This window comes from Mesorhizobium sp. WSM4821, assembly GCF_055901555.1.
The window spans coordinates 380,134-394,832 of sequence record NZ_CM148371.1; the positions used below are offsets into that span (position 1 = coordinate 380,134).

Here is a 14,699-nt window from a genome sequence, read left to right on the forward strand (position 1 = left end):
TCTTCAACGGGTTCAAAAAAAACATCTACAAATTGTTTGGCAGGCAGCCACCTACTCGGACATCTTGAGATCCTACCACAATGTCCCGAGCCAAATCGGCTCCGAATGCTGGGCGAGACCTTAAACCTGATTGCCAATCGCGTAACTGGGAAAACCGAGGGCATCACACTCATCACACTCTGGCATGGACGGTTCGGTCAATCTGACCGAACCAAAAGTGGATTGGGGGCCTAGATCATGCAACCTAAACCAATGCCTAGCGAGGCGCTTAGTCGTTCACTCGTTCACGATTTTCCCGGCGGATATTGGCGTTATGGTGTCACCGATCATGTTCTGCTGGTGAATCTATACTTTCCGCCCCATGGTTTCTATACCGCGCTTGGCGAGCGGCTTCCCGAGCTGATCAGTTGCTATCCGTCACCGCAGCCACATCTTGCTGAGCAGTTGGGCAGCTTGATTTCCCAAAATCCGCAGAACCTCGCTGTTGGCAATGGCGTTGCGGAACTGATTCATGCGAGCATCCAAGCGCTAAACTGGCGCTTAGCCGTTCCGACACCGTCCTTCAATCCATACGAGCAGGTAGTGTCGCCCGAACGACTGGCGCGGTTTCCTTTACCTGCTCCAGACTTCGAGCTCGATATCGAGAAGTTCGCTTGGCATGCGATAGCGCACAACGCCGACGCGGTGGTTGTCATTTCGCCCAACAATCCAACCTCTAGGGGAGTGCTACCGCAGGAGCTTCTCCATCTCACAAAAATACTTTTAGAACGAAACATTCGACTAATCGTCGATGAATCGTTCGTCGAATTCACCTCAGAGGGTGCTTCCGGAAGTATCGAGGGCAAAATACAAGAGTATCCAAACCTAGTGATATTCAAAAGCCTCGGGAAGATATTCGGCGTTTGCGGGCTACGTCTCGGCTACATGCTCGCAAGCGATCACAAGCTGATATCGTCCGTGCGAAGAAATTTGCCGGCTTGGAATGTAAATACTTTAGGAGAGTTTTTCCTCCACGCTCTGCCGAGCTACCAGCGCGAAGCAGAGGAAAGCTGGACTCAGGTGCGCCGGGATCGCGATCAGCTCTATTCAGAACTCGCGAAGATCCCTGATATGCAGGTACTTCGGCCCGATGCAAACTTCGTCTTCTGCCGCCTTCCAGATGATTGGCCAGATGGAGCCACGCTCGCGGAAAAGCTCCTTGCGCACCATAGAGTCCTGATTCGCCACAGTGGGGCTAAAACGCTCAGCAAGGGAACTCGGTACCTGCGTATTGCTGCGCGGACATTCGACGAAAACAGACTTCTTGTAGAGCGCCTTCAGGAGGTTGCCGAAACATAGTGTCGGTACGAAACGGAGAAAGATGGCAAATCAACGGGACCAACGGTCGGGTTAGGCGGCCGTTACGCATTGCTCCAGCCGTTCCGGTGTTAGCGGAATGAACATTTGGGCCGCGATCGTCTTTGCGCCTATCCTGCCTGCGTCGGAATTAAATTATGCGGGCCGCAGGCTCCGCATATTTTCCCCCCGGGGAACGCAGCTTTCATGGGCAATCCTGTCGGCGTAGCCGCTGCTCGAGTTTTTGATGCTCGCTCAGCCTTCCGCCGTGCCGCTTTCGATATGGATCGCCTCTCCAACGTGAATGCGCCGCAGAACCTGCCGGAAGCTGCCGAGCCTTGCTTCGAAGGCCTCGCTCCGAATGTCCGGGATCGCCTGCGATGCATGTCCAAAGACCTCATGCAGGACGCGGCCTGTAACCGTGTTCGGCACGGCGATCCCGAGAAGGTGCAGAAAGGTCGGAGCAAAATCGCAGATGCCGGAGGGGGCCTTGGAGACTGAGCCTTGCGCGGGGAATGCCGAGCCAGCGACAATGCCGAGGGCAGCGAGTTCTTTCGGATGCAATCCGCCATGGACGCCAAGCCCCGTGCGGCGGTCATTGTCATAGGACGTCCCCCCGATGAGGCCAAATGAATCGACGCCATCATCTGCTCGGAAGGAAAAGGACACGTCTGGTGCACGAGGATGATCAGCAAAGACCAGACGACTGCCAAGGCTTCCGGGGGCGATGCCCTCAGTTTCATTCTTTGCGCGTGTGAATACCGGACCACACCACGGCTGGCTGGTAATCGTCGCCACCAGCCGGGCGATCTTCCGGTCACTTGGGTCGGCGAGATAGAGAGCTCCGACCTGCCCAGGCACGACAACGACATCGACATCCGGCGCGGGTGCCGTACCGGCACGAAAATCAGCTTCGCGCAGATTGTCAATCACCGAAACCCGCGTATGACCCGAGATGTGTCCGTGATCCGACATCGCGATAATCTGCACGCCTTTGGCGCGCCCTTCCGCCTCCCACCAGTCGAGCACACGTCCAAACTGGCGGTCGCAATGAGTGATGATGCCGCGCGTCGCCTCGGCGCCGGTGCCATGGAAATGCGAGGTGATGTCGGGCTCGCCATAGGAAAGGATCGTGACGTCCGGCCGGTATTTCGGCCAGACCACGTCGAGAAACGCTGAGGTTATCCAGTCCTGCCCGGCCGTGTCGGGCTCGACTTCTAGCGGTGCCGGCTCCAGCGGGCCAATCCGACGTTGGGCCTCTGCTAGCACATCATCGGGAGTGCAGGCCTCCCGGAAATGGCCCGAGAGGCGAATGTGGCCGAAGTCCTCGGCTTTGTGATGGAAGATGCGTGTCGTGCCGGGTGTATTCGTGGCCAACACGGCCATGCTGCGCCCGGCCCCAGCGAGGATTTCGCCAAGCGTGGGCACCGACATCAGTCCTCCACCGCTTTTGAGGTCGAGCTTGCGCAGGAGCACGGCATCTGACGTGTCGATATAGCGCGGCGGCGTAACGGATCGGTCGACATATCGGTTTCCCACCATGCCGTGTCGACCAGGAGTGGCGCCTGTCACGAGGCTCGGGAAGGCCGCGCGGGTTTCGCTGGGATAGATCGTCCGATGCTTCGCCAGCGTGACACCCAGGTACTGCAAACGGCAGAGGTTCGGCGTCAGATCTGGCAAGACGAGGTCGGGACGAAGGCCGTCAAAGCTGATGATGAGAAACCGCATGATATCTTAATTATAGTTGCCCACATGAGTGAACGTGCAGTTCGTCAGTCGCAGATCGCCAGTTCACTTGACAACGTCCAACAAGCGTCCACGAGACCGCGGATGTATCAGGGCAACGCATGGAAAGGCCCGCCGGGGCGGAGACGTGCCAAAAACGGATTCGAAGGCGTTCCGCAGAGCGCCATAGATTGCTTGCTGATCCGCGCATGGCCGACCGACGACAGCCGTGCGCGCGCAATCGGCGCTGCCTGAACCTTGTCCGGTGCCGCAGATAATCGACTCCGGTTGGATCAGCATCATTCCGTCCAGCCCTGCCTTTTCAAGGACGGTTAAGTAGGCGGGAAAAAGCAATGAGATGTTCCTGTACGAGAGATGATTTACTGGCGACGCCTAGCTGCACCACTCGGTCCAACATGGCGGTATTGAAAACGTCAGACCATCGGCGCTCCGATTTGAAGGGGCTGAGGGCGACGAGTCAGGCTGCTTGAGCGTCAACGCGGGCCTTTATCCAACCGGTCGCGCAGCCAGTCGCCCAACAAGCTTATGGAGAGCGTCGTCGCGACGATCAGCACAGCAGGTGCAAACATGATCCAGGGCGCACGTGTCATATACTCCCGGCCATAGCCGAGCATGTTTCCGAGGCTCGTCATCGGGGGCTGAACGCCAAGGCCCAGAAAGGACAGGCTGCTTTCCATGAGGATGATCTCCGGGAAGGTCAGCGTCATGGAAACAATGAGCGTCGACGAGATATTCGGTAGGATGTGCCGCAGATATACCTGCATTGGGCTCGCACCCAACTGACGAACAGCTCCGGCGTAGCCTTGCGCGCTGGCGGCGACCGCAAGCCCGCGTGCGATACGCGCGTAGCGTTCCCAGCCATAAAGTCCCATCAGTCCAATGAACAGCGGCAAAGCGTTTCCGAAAAACGCAAGCACCGACAGGGAAAGGATGAGGAAAGGCATGGCTGCCTGAAAGTCAGCGAGCATCAGGATGAACTGCTCGACGCGCCCACGAAAGTGGGCCGCAGCAAAGCCCATGGTGGTGCCAACGCACGCCGAAATCAGCGTTGCCCCAAGGGCGACCAGAATTGAGATACGAACAGATACGATCAGTCGCGATAGAATATCGCGTCCGAGTTCGTCTGTTCCAAGCACATGGTGCGGATGGTAGGGCGAGGCCAGCCGGTTAGGCAGATCAAGCGCGGTGTATTGGTACGGAGCGATTCCATCAGCAAGCAGCGCCATTATGACGATAAAAACGATCCAGAGCACGCTGGCGATGACGGAGAAAGGAATTCGGCGGTGTTTCGTGGTCTCTCGCGTGCCAGTCGCCGTTTCGGTTACTTTTCCCATCATGTTCATTGCTCAGCGCCCCCCGGTCGAGTTCGCGTTGGCCAGGCGCGGATCGAGGATGCCGTAGAGGAAATCCACGATGAGGTTGGAGACCACCATTGTGGCGGCCACCAGCAGGAGAATACACTGCACAACCGCCAGATCGCGCGCTGTCACCGACACCACCAGCAGATTGCCGACACCCGGCCAGGAGAACACGCTCTCGACCACAACCGAACCAGCGATCAGATTGCCGACCATGAAGCCGACAATGGTAACGGCAGGAATTGCGGCGTTCGGCAGGGCGTGACCACGCACAACCGCGGACCAGGGGATACCCTTGGCACTGGCAGTGCGAATGTACGGCTGCCCCAGTACCTCCAGCATTGCGCTTCGAATGAACCGTGCGAGCACGGCAGCGCCACCAACGCCGAGAGTGATGATCGGCAGGATTAGATGCTGCAGATCGCCCGTGCCGCCGGTCGGCAGCCACCCAAACCAGATTGCAAGGACTTGTACCAATACGAGACCGAGGACAAAGCTCGGCACCGTATATCCTGCGACCGCCGTGACCATGACGGCACGGTCAATGGCGCTGTCCCGATGCAAAGCGGCATAGAGACCGGCTGGAATACCGATGGCCAGTTTCATCAAAAGCGCAGGAAGGGTCAGCATAAGCGTTGCCGGGATACGTCCCAGAACAAGGTCAAGCGCAGGCCCGCCTCCACGCATCGACCGGCCGAGCTCGCCCTGAAAGATCGCTGCGAAGTAATGGAGATATTGCATCCAGAGTGGCAGATCCAGACCCCACTCCCGGCGAAAGGCGGCCATGGCCTCGGGCGAGGCGTCGTCCCCCATGATGCTGCGGGCCGGATCTCCCGAGAGCCTCAGGACGATGAAGGCGAACGTGACCACCAGCGCGATTGTCAGAACGGCACGCAAGACACGGATAGCAAAGAACCGAAACATCAGGTTCCAACCTTCTTGGTCGGCGGGTTGGTATGGACGGCATGACAAGCAACGGATCGTCCGTCCGGCAGAGTCGAGAATGTGGGGGAGACGCTCACGCACTGCGGCCGCGCGATGGAACAGCGAGGGTGAAACGCGCAGCCGGTCGGACGGGCTGCAGGGTTGGGTGGTTCGCCCTTGAGTATGATGCGCTCGCGCGTGCGCCGGCCTACAACAGGTACCGCTGAGACAAGCGCCTTGGTATAGGGGTGGGTGGGGCTCGAGAGCAAAAGATTTGTCTCGCCATATTCAACGATACGACCGAGATACATCACAGCCGTATGCTGACTGACTTGGCGAACCACTTTCAAATCATGACTGATGAAGAGGAGGGTAAGACGTAGGTCCTTTTGAAGGTCCATCAGTAGGTTGACGACCTGGGCCTGGATCGATACGTCGAGAGCCGAGACCGGCTCGTCGCAGACCAACAACGCCGGTTGCATGATCAGCGCCCGAGCAAGAACAGCACGCTGACGCTGCCCACCCGACAGTTGATAGGGCAGGCTCGAGGCATGACTCGCATTCAGGCCAACTGCATCGAGCATAGTCAGCGCTTCGTTGTTCCGCTTCGATGCAGCGCCGATGTCATGGATGTCCAGTGGCTCCCGGACCTGATCGAGGATCGACAGTCGGCGGTCCAGCGCGGCGAGTGGATCCTGGTAGATCATTTGCATATGGGTGCGCATGCGGCGCCACGCTGGTGTATCGGCGGGCGGCAGTTCATTCCCTCGGAAGAGCACATACCCGCTGTTCGGCCGTTCAAGGCCGAGCGCGATTCGTCCTGTGGTTGATTTTCCCGATCCGGATTCGCCAACGAGAGCCAGCGTCTGCCCCTCTTTTAGAGACAGTGAGACTTCTTCAACAGCGTGGACAGGCACCTTTGTTCCGAAGAGCCCCTGCCGCGTCGAATAGCTGCGCGAAATGCCGTGCAGGTCAAGAATGGTTGCAGTCATGCCAGCACGCTTGCCTTTAGTTTTAAGGGCTGCTGGGCCTCCGTGGCGGGCCCTGCTATGCAGGCGGAGAAGCGGCCGACTTCGGTTTGCTTGAGTGGCGGAATGGTCGCTTCACAAACCGGCATGCGTTGCGGACAGCGGGGCGCAAACGGGCACCCTGGAGGCATGTTTGCCTGCTCCGGCACCTGCCCCTCGATGGAAATGAGCCGTCGCAACGCGCCTCCGAAAGGCGGCAAGGCCGCAAGGAGTCCCTGCGTATAGGGATGCCGCGGACTAGCAAAGATCGAGTCTGACGGCGCTGTCTCGACGACGCGGCCGCCATACATCACTATGATGCGCTCGCAGGTTTCGGAAACGACGCCGAGATCGTGGCTGATGAGAACAAGAGCCATGCCCGTCTCGCGCCGAATGGTGGTCAAGAGGTCCAGTATCTGAGCCTGGATGGTCGCGTCGAGCGCGGTGGTCGGCTCGTCGGCAACCAGGACGTCCGGCTTTCCGGCGAGCGCCGTGGCGATCATGACCCGCTGGTTCTGACCGCCGGACAGTTCATGGGGAAAAGCGTCGAAGCGACGTCCCGCGTCCGGCAGGCCAACGAGCTCGAAAAGACGTTTTGTCTCGCCCCGGATGTTCGAGCCCGACACCCCCTGATGTCGCGCGAGAACTTCGCCAACCTGCCGACCAATTCGGATGACAGGATTGAGCGCGCTGGACGGGTCCTGGAAGATCATCGCCACGCGTCCGCCCCTGATCCGGTCGAGCCGCATCGCTGATGCGCCACGCAGTTCTTCCCCTTCCAGCCGAATGCTTCCCGACACGGTAGCCGTGCGAGGCAGCAACCCGAGCGCAGCAAGCCAGGTAACCGACTTGCCGCTACCTGACTCGCCTACAATACCGATTGACTCGCCCCGTGCGACCGTGAGATCGACTCCCCTAATTACCTGGACGCCGCTGAAGTCGACGGAGAGGCCTTCGATCGTGAGCAACGGTTGCGACGACGAAGCCGCCGGCAAAGCGGATGCTGGTGCAGTGCCGGCGAGATTTGCCATCGCCGTCCCTCCTCGCGTGGTCATCAGTTTTGCGTATAGGCGGCGTTGAACGGACCGAAGTTCAGGTCAAGTGTCTGCCCCGGGACCCAGGCGATATCCTTACGCTTGCCATAGAACTGACCGGAACCGTGGAGGATCACGCAAGGAGGATCTTCCCGGTCGACGATGTCGAGCATCCGGCGGATGATCGACCGGCGTGCCTGCGGATCGGCGGTTTCCTTCAGCTTTTCGCCAAGTCCGAAATATTCTTCGTTGCTCCAGATACCCTCTTTGACGTTCGCCCCAGATGGTCCGAAGACGCGCCAAGCGTGGCCGAGCGGGTCGGGGAAGGTGGCGGTGTTCGAACTGTCGTAGATCGCGTTGATCGGCTTGCTTTCGATCTGGGCGAAGTTCTCCATCATCTGAAGCTCGACATTGATGCCGACCGCTCGCCACATCTCGACCATTATCTGCGCGCCAGAGACCTGGTTGGGATAATAGTTGTTGAGCAATCGGTAGGTGATTGTTTCACCATTGTAGCCGCTCTCGCGTAGGAGTTGACGCGCCAAATCGGGGTCGTATGCGAGACCGGGGAAGTCCTCGATATACGCATCGCCGAAGCTGGGGAGTTGGTAGCCGTTGGGAATGAGTAGCATATCATGCCAGAGCGCCCGGACGATGGCCTCTCGGTCGATCGCGAGGCTGAGGGCGCGGCGCACGCCTTCCTTGCCGAGGATCGGACCGGTCGTATCGATATTCAGCGCCCGGATATTCTGAACGGGGCCGCCGGAAACTTCGAGTTCGGGGTGCTTCTCGATTTCCGAGAACATGTCGGGAGAGAGATCCGTGATTAAGTCCACTTCGCCAGCCATGAGCGCGTTCGCCCGTGAAGCCAGTTCCGGGATGATCCTGAAATGAACCCCTTCTAAGGGCGGCAGCCCACCCCAGTAGGCATCGTGCGCGGCCAGAACGACTTCGACATCGAGAGATTGGCTGACGATCCGATACGGTCCTGTTCCGACCGGCGCAGCCGTCCAGGCATCCCAGGAACCTGCCAATCCGAAAGCACGCTTGCTGACGATTTCCGAGCCCCACGAGGCCAGCCGTTTCTCGAGCAATGCATCATCGCCTTTGGCATGAACGATGACGGTGTGGCTGTCGACGATGTCGACCTTGTCGACGGTGTCCAGAGTCTCCATGGCAGTGACCTTTCCTGCCATGTCTGGGCCAAGCAGGTGCTCAGGACTCAAAGTGAAGGCGACATCCTCTGCGGTGAACTCACCGTCATCATGGAACTTCACACCCTTTCGCAGGAAAAGACGAACTGACTTGGCGTTCACACGTTCCCAACGCTCCGCAAGGGCCGGACGTAACCTCATAGCGGACGTCTGGTCGAAGGCGAGCAGTGTGTCGAACATCTGCGGCGCTATGCGCCGTGTCGCGGTGTGAGCATACAAAACAGGCTCGACGGCGGGCGGGAAGCCGGACATGCCGATTCTAAGGGTGCGGCGAGCGGCGCCCTGGGCCTTCGCTGAAGGTACCCCGGTCATTCCCAGAAGACTGCTGGCCGCCCCGGCTACCAATAGATTACGTCGCGTTATCGAAAACATGTGCGTACTTGGCTCCTGTGTAGCTTCGCGAAGCAACGACATCGCTTCGGGCTGGGGGATTTCTTTTCTACGTCCATGAGCACTTCTCGGTGCCAGGCGAGACAGCGGGATTACTCACCTCATGTGCTACAACAGCATGACAATCATCGAATAATGCGATAGCAAACCTGCGCTTTTGGATGATTCAGGAGGCGGCTACAATCGGTCATGGCAGACGATAAAGATCTTTCGCTCAACGCTGTTCGGGCTTTCGTGCAGGTCGCACGCGACAAGACCGTCACCCGGGCCTCGAAGACGCTTGGCATCACCCAGAGCTCGGTGAGCCGCCACATCGCGGTGCTGGAGGAGTATTTCGGCGCCAAGCTGCTCGAACGGCGCGGGCGTCAAAGCCAGCTCACGGATTTCGGGCGGCTGTTCGCCGATGCCGTCGCCGAACCTCTCGAGACGATCCTCTTCACGGCAAGGCGGATGCGCCGCCGCGGTGACAGGAAGGATGCCAACCGGCTCGTCATCAGAACCTCGCTCTCGACCTTCGCCTATACGCTGCTCATTCCGAACTTGAGCGACTTCTCGAAGGAAATGGGCGGCGTCACGGTCGACGTCATCAGCACCCTGTCGGCCCCTGCCTCGGACGACAGTTTCGACGTGCTCCTGACCCGGGACCTGACAGTAAGCGAACCGGCGGATCGCTGGGATTTCTATGACGAGCACCTCGTCTGCGTCGGATCGCCAAACTGTGTCGCCGGCCGCGGGCTCGAAGCGCTGCGCACCACACCGGTGATTGCAGTCACCTCGCGGCCGGACATCCTACCGATCTGGCTTCGCGGCATGGACCTGAAGACGTCGGATATTCTTTCGGGGGCGCGCTACGACCACCACTATCTGGCCCTCCCGGCGGTAACGACCGGCCAGACCCTGCTGGTAACACCCTATATCATCGTAGCGGACCTGATCAGGCAGTGCCTTCTGGACGTGCTTCCCGGCTCGCGGGCACCGAGCGGCATGCAATATCGGGCCTATGCGGTCGATCGCAGCGGCAATCCGGATCTCGCCCGAGCCTTCTGCCGCTGGCTCACTAGGCTCTGCCGGAAAAAGACCGAAGAGGAGAGCACCGGGAAATAAATGCTGGCCGCGATGATGCATCGCAGAACGCGATCCTTTTGGCCGCGTTTCGCGATGCCACAACTAGCGAGCTAAGGGCGCCCCATCTAGCTCTGGGCATAACTTCCTGCTTTGAGGAAAGTCCATTGCCCTTACTAGCCAAAAGACTGCAGGCCGTCCGCCCATCCCAGACAAAGGCCATGACTGCCAAGGCGAGTGACTTGCGCGAACAAGGTGTCGATATCGTCACGCTGAGCCAGGGCGAACCGGACTTCGACACGCCAGAGGCCGTCCAGCAAGCCGGCATTACCGCCATTCGCAATGGCAAGACGCGATATACCCCGGTTGCCGGCGTCAAGCCTCTGCGCGAGGCGATCCGAGAGAAGCTCTTACGGGACAACGGGTCCGATTACGAGATCGATCAGATCACCGTCGGGTGTGGCGCCAAGCAGATCGTTTTCAACGGTCTCTTCGCCAGCCTCGACGCGGGGGATGAGGTCGTCATCCCCACACCCTGCTGGGTCTCCTATCCGGACATGGTGCTGCTTGCCGGCGGCAAACCGGTGCTCGTCCCCTGTGCTGAGGAGTCGGGTTTCAAGCTGAAGCCGGAGGATCTGGAGGCGACGGTCACGCCGCGCACCAAATGGTTGATGCTGAACTCGCCGAACAATCCGACCGGCGCGGTCTACTCCAGGGCCGATCTGGCCGCGCTGGCCGAGGTCCTACGCCGACACAACCATGTCCACGTCCTTTCGGACGATATCTATGAAAAGCTCGTCTATGACGTGCCCTTCGTGACGATGGCCGAGGCCGCGCCGGACCTCATTGAAAGGGTGCTGACGGTCAACGGCGTATCGAAGTCCAGCGCCATGACCGGCTGGCGCCTTGGCTACGGGGCTGGTCCGAAAGACCTCATCAAGGCGATGAACATGATCGAGGGCCAGACCTCGTCGCATACAAGTTCCATCTCGCAATATGCCGCGATTGAGGCAATTGCCGGCAACCAGGATCACATCGCCGAGTTCGTGTCCGCCTTCCGAAAGCGTCGCGATCTCGTCCTCGAGCAGATCAATCTGGCCGAGGGCCTGAGCTGCCGCGTGCCCGACGGCGCCTTCTATGTTTTCGTCTCCTGCGCCGGCGTCATTGGCAAGGTGGCCGCCACGGGCAAGGTGATCGAGAGCGACATGGACTTCGCCATGTATCTGCTGGGGCAGTTCGGTGTCGCCGTGGTGCCCGGCAGCGGCTTCATGGCCTCACCCTATATTCGCATTTCCTATGCCGCATCAGAGGACGAGTTGAAGCGCGCCTGCGGCCGCATTCTCGCCGCCTGCACCGCCCTGTCCACTAAGCGAGAAGACGTATGAGCAAAGCGAAGCAACTGCGTGACCGCATGGCCGAACGCGGCCTCGTCCGGATCATGGCCGCCCATAGCCCGCTTTCGGCCGTCCTGGCCGAGGAAGCCGGTTTCGACGGGATCTGGGCCTCAGGCTTCGAGCTCTCCGCCCTTTACGGTCTGCCGGACATGAGCCTCATCTCGATGACGCAGCACCTTGACATGCTGCGGGCGATCGCTGGCCGGTCGTCGCTGCCGATTGTCGCCGATATCGACACCGGCTACGGCAATGCGATCAATGTCATCCATGCAATCTCCGAATATGAACGCGCCGGCGCCTCGGCGGTTGTCATCGAGGACAAGACCTTCCCGAAGGTCACCAGCCTCGCCGCCGGCGGCCGCCAGCAACTACTTCGGGTCGAGGAGTTTCAGGGCAAGATCGAGGCGGCCATCAGCACCCGCACCGACCCTAACTTCCTCGTCATCGCCCGGACAGAAGCGCTGATCGCCGGTCTCGGCGAAGAGGAGGCCCTGAAGCGCGCAGCAGCCTATGAAGCGGCCGGCGCCGACATGATCCTCATCCACTCGAAACAGAAGGCGCCGGACGAAGTTGAAAGCTTCGTGCGTGCCTGGAGCGGCAAGGCGCCAATCGTGATCGTGCCGACGGCGTATCCGGAGATGAACGAGGAACGTATCAACGCGCTCGGCAGGATCGCGATCGTGATCTATGGCAACCACGCGATCCGCGCTTCGGTCACGGCGATGAAGGATGTCTTCGCGCGCATCCTCAAGGATCGCGGCATCCACAACGTCAACCGAGACATCGTTTCCGTCGAGGAGGTGTTCCGTTTGCAAAGGATGGATCAGGTCAAAGTCGACGAGGAACGCTTTCTGGAGTAACGGCCGACCGAACATTGTATCTGACTCTGACCAGTGGATGAGCTATCGCGATGACGAAGCGAGAAATTTGCCGGCTGCCGGAAGTCGTCCAAGCCGACATTGGCGCGATGAGGCCGCACGGCTGATCGCTGTCGAGGTGGAACGCATCCGGCGAGGTGGGAACGTGCCGATGACACGAGAGGCATTCGATGTGGCGGAAAGGCTGGCTGGCCACGTACTTGTGGCAGTTGGTCGCTTCCTTAGGAACACCAGTGCGCAGGCGCGTCGCTGCTTGGTCAAGATAGACGGTGTTCCAATGAACGATGGCGCTGACGACGGGATTGAGACCGGAAGCGCGGAATGCCTTGGCTATAGAATGTCCCGTTGCACTTAGTCGGTGGATGCCGTTTCAACGAGTTGTGTGTGTCAAGTTCTTGTGTGGATGCCAGCCATTTTGCAAGGAGGAACCTGAAGCATTGGACATGTGATCGAGTGCGGTCATGTGTCAGGCCTTGATTTGCGGCCGTTCCATGTGCCGCGGGCCGGTATGGTGATGCGCGGATCAGGTCCAAATCAGCAAAGCGAGCTTGCGTGGGCTCTCAACTTGACTCTGGTTTTCCTGACCCCGATCTGATCGACCATTTGCCCATGCAGTTCATGCCTTCCTCACATCTCCGACGTCCCGGTCTCAGGTGCGTTGTTGCAAATCACGCAGGCACCGTCGCCGGCTTCCGGTAGTCCTCCTGTTTCGTCAGCATGGCCCAGATGCCACGCGCCATCTTATTACGCGAACGGGTGTGATGGAGTGGGAGGCGCATCGCGTTCGGCCATCCGTGGAATCGGCAGCCTTGATTAAGGTCTGCGACGTCTGACCAAGGCCATCCATGGCGGAGTGCTCTCGCTGAGGTTAAAGGCAGCCTCTTCGGCTTCGTACCGGGTCAGCCCGGTGAGCGGCCGACCGTATCTCTCGGCGGGAAGCCCTGTCAGGCTATCGATCACAGACCATAGCCCTGGTTGCGACGGCAGAATCTTGTAGCGCCTCATCGAGCCCTCGCTTGCTAGAAGCACAGAGAACTCCCGCTTTACCGCAAAGTTCCGCAGTGCAGCATCAAAATGTTGCGACGCACTATGAGGGATGCAGTTCATATGACGGGCGGGGTCCTTTTGGCGCGCTGCCCGGCTGCCGGGTGCTAGTCGCCGGCCCGGCCGGCCTTGATAGGGCAGCTCTGGGCTTCGACGTGTCACGCAGCTCGGCGTTCCGGCTCGAGCGGCACGGCCAGCTCGTGTATGCGCGCATCGGGGCAAACCCGCCGGGCGATATCGCAAAGATGCTGGTGATGCGTCAGATAGATCTGACTGACCCGTTTTTGCTCGACCTTTCTTAAGCCCGCTGCAGTTGTCGGGCCGGCTCTGGTCCTTCCGGCTGAGGCCGTGAATGCGCCTCAGACGCCACCGCCATGAAAGCCTGAAGTGCCGCGGAGAGATACTCGTCGCTCCGCGTCACAAAAACAGTCGGCGCCGACCGCAGATTGTCAGGTAGCTGGTGTATGATGACCTGTCCGTCGGCTGCCGCATCCTGAACGACCCCCCGAGGTAGCATGGCCATCCCTACCCCGGCGGAGACGCAGCCGATGATCCCGTCCATTGTTCCGAGTTCCATCCAGCGGACATGAGTTACCCCACACGCCGCCAGGAACATGTCCATGCGCCGGCGATAAGAACAGCCCGATCGAAAAGCGAGGACCTTCAGAGCCGGCGATGCGGCCAAGGCCTTCAGATCCGAAAGCTCGCGAAACCGCGGCGAGGAGATCACAACGAGCTCCTCTTCGACGATCGATAGGCTCTTCAGTTCGGGATGAGCGATGGGGCCGGAGACGAACGCGCCATCCAGTTTGCGTCCGACGACCTCGCTGACGAGCTGTTCCGTCGGGGCAGCCTCCACCAGTACGTCGACCTCTGGATATTCTGCAGCATAGCGGATCAGGATCGGCGGAAGGCGAAGCGCTGCAGTGGTCTCCATGGAGCCGATCCTGAGTAAACCGCACGGCGTACCGCGGTCTGTGACGACGCGCTTGGCTTCGTCCAGGAGCTCTCCGACGCGCTCGGCATAGGGAACGAGCTGAATGCCGGTGGCTGTCAGTGTAACCCCTCGCCTGGAGCGATGAAAAAGCGGAGCACCGATTTCCTCCTCAAGCGATTTTATTCTCGCGGTGACGTTGGATTGCACCGTGTTGAGCACACCGGCAGCCCCTCCGATACTGTTTGCTCTCACCACCGCCTGGAAAAACCTGAGGTCGGCGCTGTTCATCGGCCATCTCCTTTTCAGATGAAAAACATCTGATCTAATCGTTTGTCTTAAGTCAAGTGTCGCAATAGCGTCAAAGAAAAATTTCCGG

Annotated in this window: 11 protein-coding genes; 4 read left to right on the forward strand and 7 right to left on the reverse strand. The window is 59.6% G+C overall.

The features are described 5' to 3' along the window. The first annotated feature begins 237 nt into the window (after window positions 1-237). The gene (locus AC0NID_RS01705; protein WP_473458530.1) at window positions 238-1,338 is read left to right on the forward strand and encodes a pyridoxal phosphate-dependent aminotransferase; all 1,101 of its coding nucleotides are present in this window, start codon (window positions 238-240) and stop codon (window positions 1,336-1,338) included. Between the two features lie 252 nt (window positions 1,339-1,590). Here AC0NID_RS01705 and AC0NID_RS01710 read toward each other — a convergent pair whose 3' ends face one another. From AC0NID_RS01710 to AC0NID_RS01735, 6 genes are all read right to left on the reverse strand, one after another. After that, entirely contained in the window at window positions 1,591-3,063 is a 1,473-nt protein-coding gene (locus tag AC0NID_RS01710; RefSeq protein WP_473458532.1) for an alkaline phosphatase family protein, read from the reverse strand. 491 nt (window positions 3,064-3,554) lie between these two features. Further along, a complete protein-coding gene (locus AC0NID_RS01715; protein ID WP_065012176.1) occupies window positions 3,555-4,415 on the reverse strand; it encodes an ABC transporter permease in 861 nt (286 codons plus the stop codon). 12 nt (window positions 4,416-4,427) lie between these two features. Beyond that, window positions 4,428-5,363 (reverse strand): ABC transporter permease, encoded by a 936-nt coding sequence (locus AC0NID_RS01720; RefSeq protein WP_473458534.1) that lies wholly within the window; start codon window positions 5,361-5,363, stop codon window positions 4,428-4,430. After that, window positions 5,363-6,355 carry an ABC transporter ATP-binding protein gene (locus AC0NID_RS01725; RefSeq protein WP_065012170.1) on the reverse strand — a complete coding sequence of 331 codons (993 nt, stop codon included), beginning with the start codon at window positions 6,353-6,355 and terminating at the stop codon, window positions 5,363-5,365. Before AC0NID_RS01725 ends, AC0NID_RS01720 begins: the two co-directional genes overlap by 1 nt. Beyond that, entirely contained in the window at window positions 6,352-7,401 is a 1,050-nt protein-coding gene (locus tag AC0NID_RS01730; RefSeq protein WP_065012177.1) for an ABC transporter ATP-binding protein, read from the reverse strand. The genes AC0NID_RS01725 and AC0NID_RS01730 overlap by 4 nt, the downstream gene beginning before the upstream one ends. Window positions 7,402-7,424: 23 nt before the next feature. Then, entirely contained in the window at window positions 7,425-8,990 is a 1,566-nt protein-coding gene (locus AC0NID_RS01735; protein WP_473458537.1) for an ABC transporter substrate-binding protein, read from the reverse strand. A gap of 207 nt (window positions 8,991-9,197) precedes the next feature. Here AC0NID_RS01735 and AC0NID_RS01740 point away from each other — a divergent pair, with 207 nt between their 5' ends. The 3 genes from AC0NID_RS01740 to AC0NID_RS01750 all read left to right on the forward strand — a co-directional run bounded on the left by AC0NID_RS01740 (window position 9,198) and on the right by AC0NID_RS01750 (window position 12,324). Then, window positions 9,198-10,112, forward strand: a complete 915-nt coding sequence (locus AC0NID_RS01740) for a LysR family transcriptional regulator (protein ID WP_473458540.1) — start codon at window positions 9,198-9,200, stop codon at window positions 10,110-10,112. A gap of 179 nt (window positions 10,113-10,291) precedes the next feature. Continuing rightward, on the forward strand, window positions 10,292-11,455 hold the full coding sequence (locus tag AC0NID_RS01745; protein WP_473522346.1) for a pyridoxal phosphate-dependent aminotransferase: 1,164 nt from the start codon (window positions 10,292-10,294) through the stop codon (window positions 11,453-11,455). Then, window positions 11,452-12,324, forward strand: coding sequence for a phosphonopyruvate hydrolase (locus tag AC0NID_RS01750; protein ID WP_473458544.1), 873 nt, complete (start codon window positions 11,452-11,454; stop codon window positions 12,322-12,324). The genes AC0NID_RS01745 and AC0NID_RS01750 overlap by 4 nt, the downstream gene beginning before the upstream one ends. Window positions 12,325-13,684: 1,360 nt before the next feature. Here AC0NID_RS01750 and AC0NID_RS01755 read toward each other — a convergent pair. Next, a complete protein-coding gene (locus AC0NID_RS01755; protein WP_473458546.1) occupies window positions 13,685-14,611 on the reverse strand; it encodes a LysR family transcriptional regulator in 927 nt (308 codons plus the stop codon). Window positions 14,612-14,699 lie beyond the last annotated feature (88 nt).

What these genes read in the sequence shown, in the direction of transcription:
- AC0NID_RS01705 (WP_473458530.1), top strand. Translation starts at nt 238, where the DNA reads ATGCAACCTAAACCAATGCCTAGCGAGGCGCTTAGTCGTTCACTCGTT.
- AC0NID_RS01710 (WP_473458532.1), bottom strand. Translation starts at nt 3,063, where the DNA reads ATGCGGTTTCTCATCATCAGCTTTGACGGCCTTCGTCCCGACCTCGTC.
- AC0NID_RS01715 (WP_065012176.1), bottom strand. Translation starts at nt 4,415, where the DNA reads ATGGGAAAAGTAACCGAAACGGCGACTGGCACGCGAGAGACCACGAAA.
- AC0NID_RS01720 (WP_473458534.1), bottom strand. Translation starts at nt 5,363, where the DNA reads ATGTTTCGGTTCTTTGCTATCCGTGTCTTGCGTGCCGTTCTGACAATC.
- AC0NID_RS01725 (WP_065012170.1), bottom strand. Translation starts at nt 6,355, where the DNA reads ATGACTGCAACCATTCTTGACCTGCACGGCATTTCGCGCAGCTATTCG.
- AC0NID_RS01730 (WP_065012177.1), bottom strand. Translation starts at nt 7,401, where the DNA reads ATGGCAAATCTCGCCGGCACTGCACCAGCATCCGCTTTGCCGGCGGCT.
- AC0NID_RS01735 (WP_473458537.1), bottom strand. Translation starts at nt 8,990, where the DNA reads ATGTTTTCGATAACGCGACGTAATCTATTGGTAGCCGGGGCGGCCAGC.
- AC0NID_RS01740 (WP_473458540.1), top strand. Translation starts at nt 9,198, where the DNA reads ATGGCAGACGATAAAGATCTTTCGCTCAACGCTGTTCGGGCTTTCGTG.
- AC0NID_RS01745 (WP_473522346.1), top strand. Translation starts at nt 10,292, where the DNA reads ATGACTGCCAAGGCGAGTGACTTGCGCGAACAAGGTGTCGATATCGTC.
- AC0NID_RS01750 (WP_473458544.1), top strand. Translation starts at nt 11,452, where the DNA reads ATGAGCAAAGCGAAGCAACTGCGTGACCGCATGGCCGAACGCGGCCTC.
- AC0NID_RS01755 (WP_473458546.1), bottom strand. Translation starts at nt 14,611, where the DNA reads ATGAACAGCGCCGACCTCAGGTTTTTCCAGGCGGTGGTGAGAGCAAAC.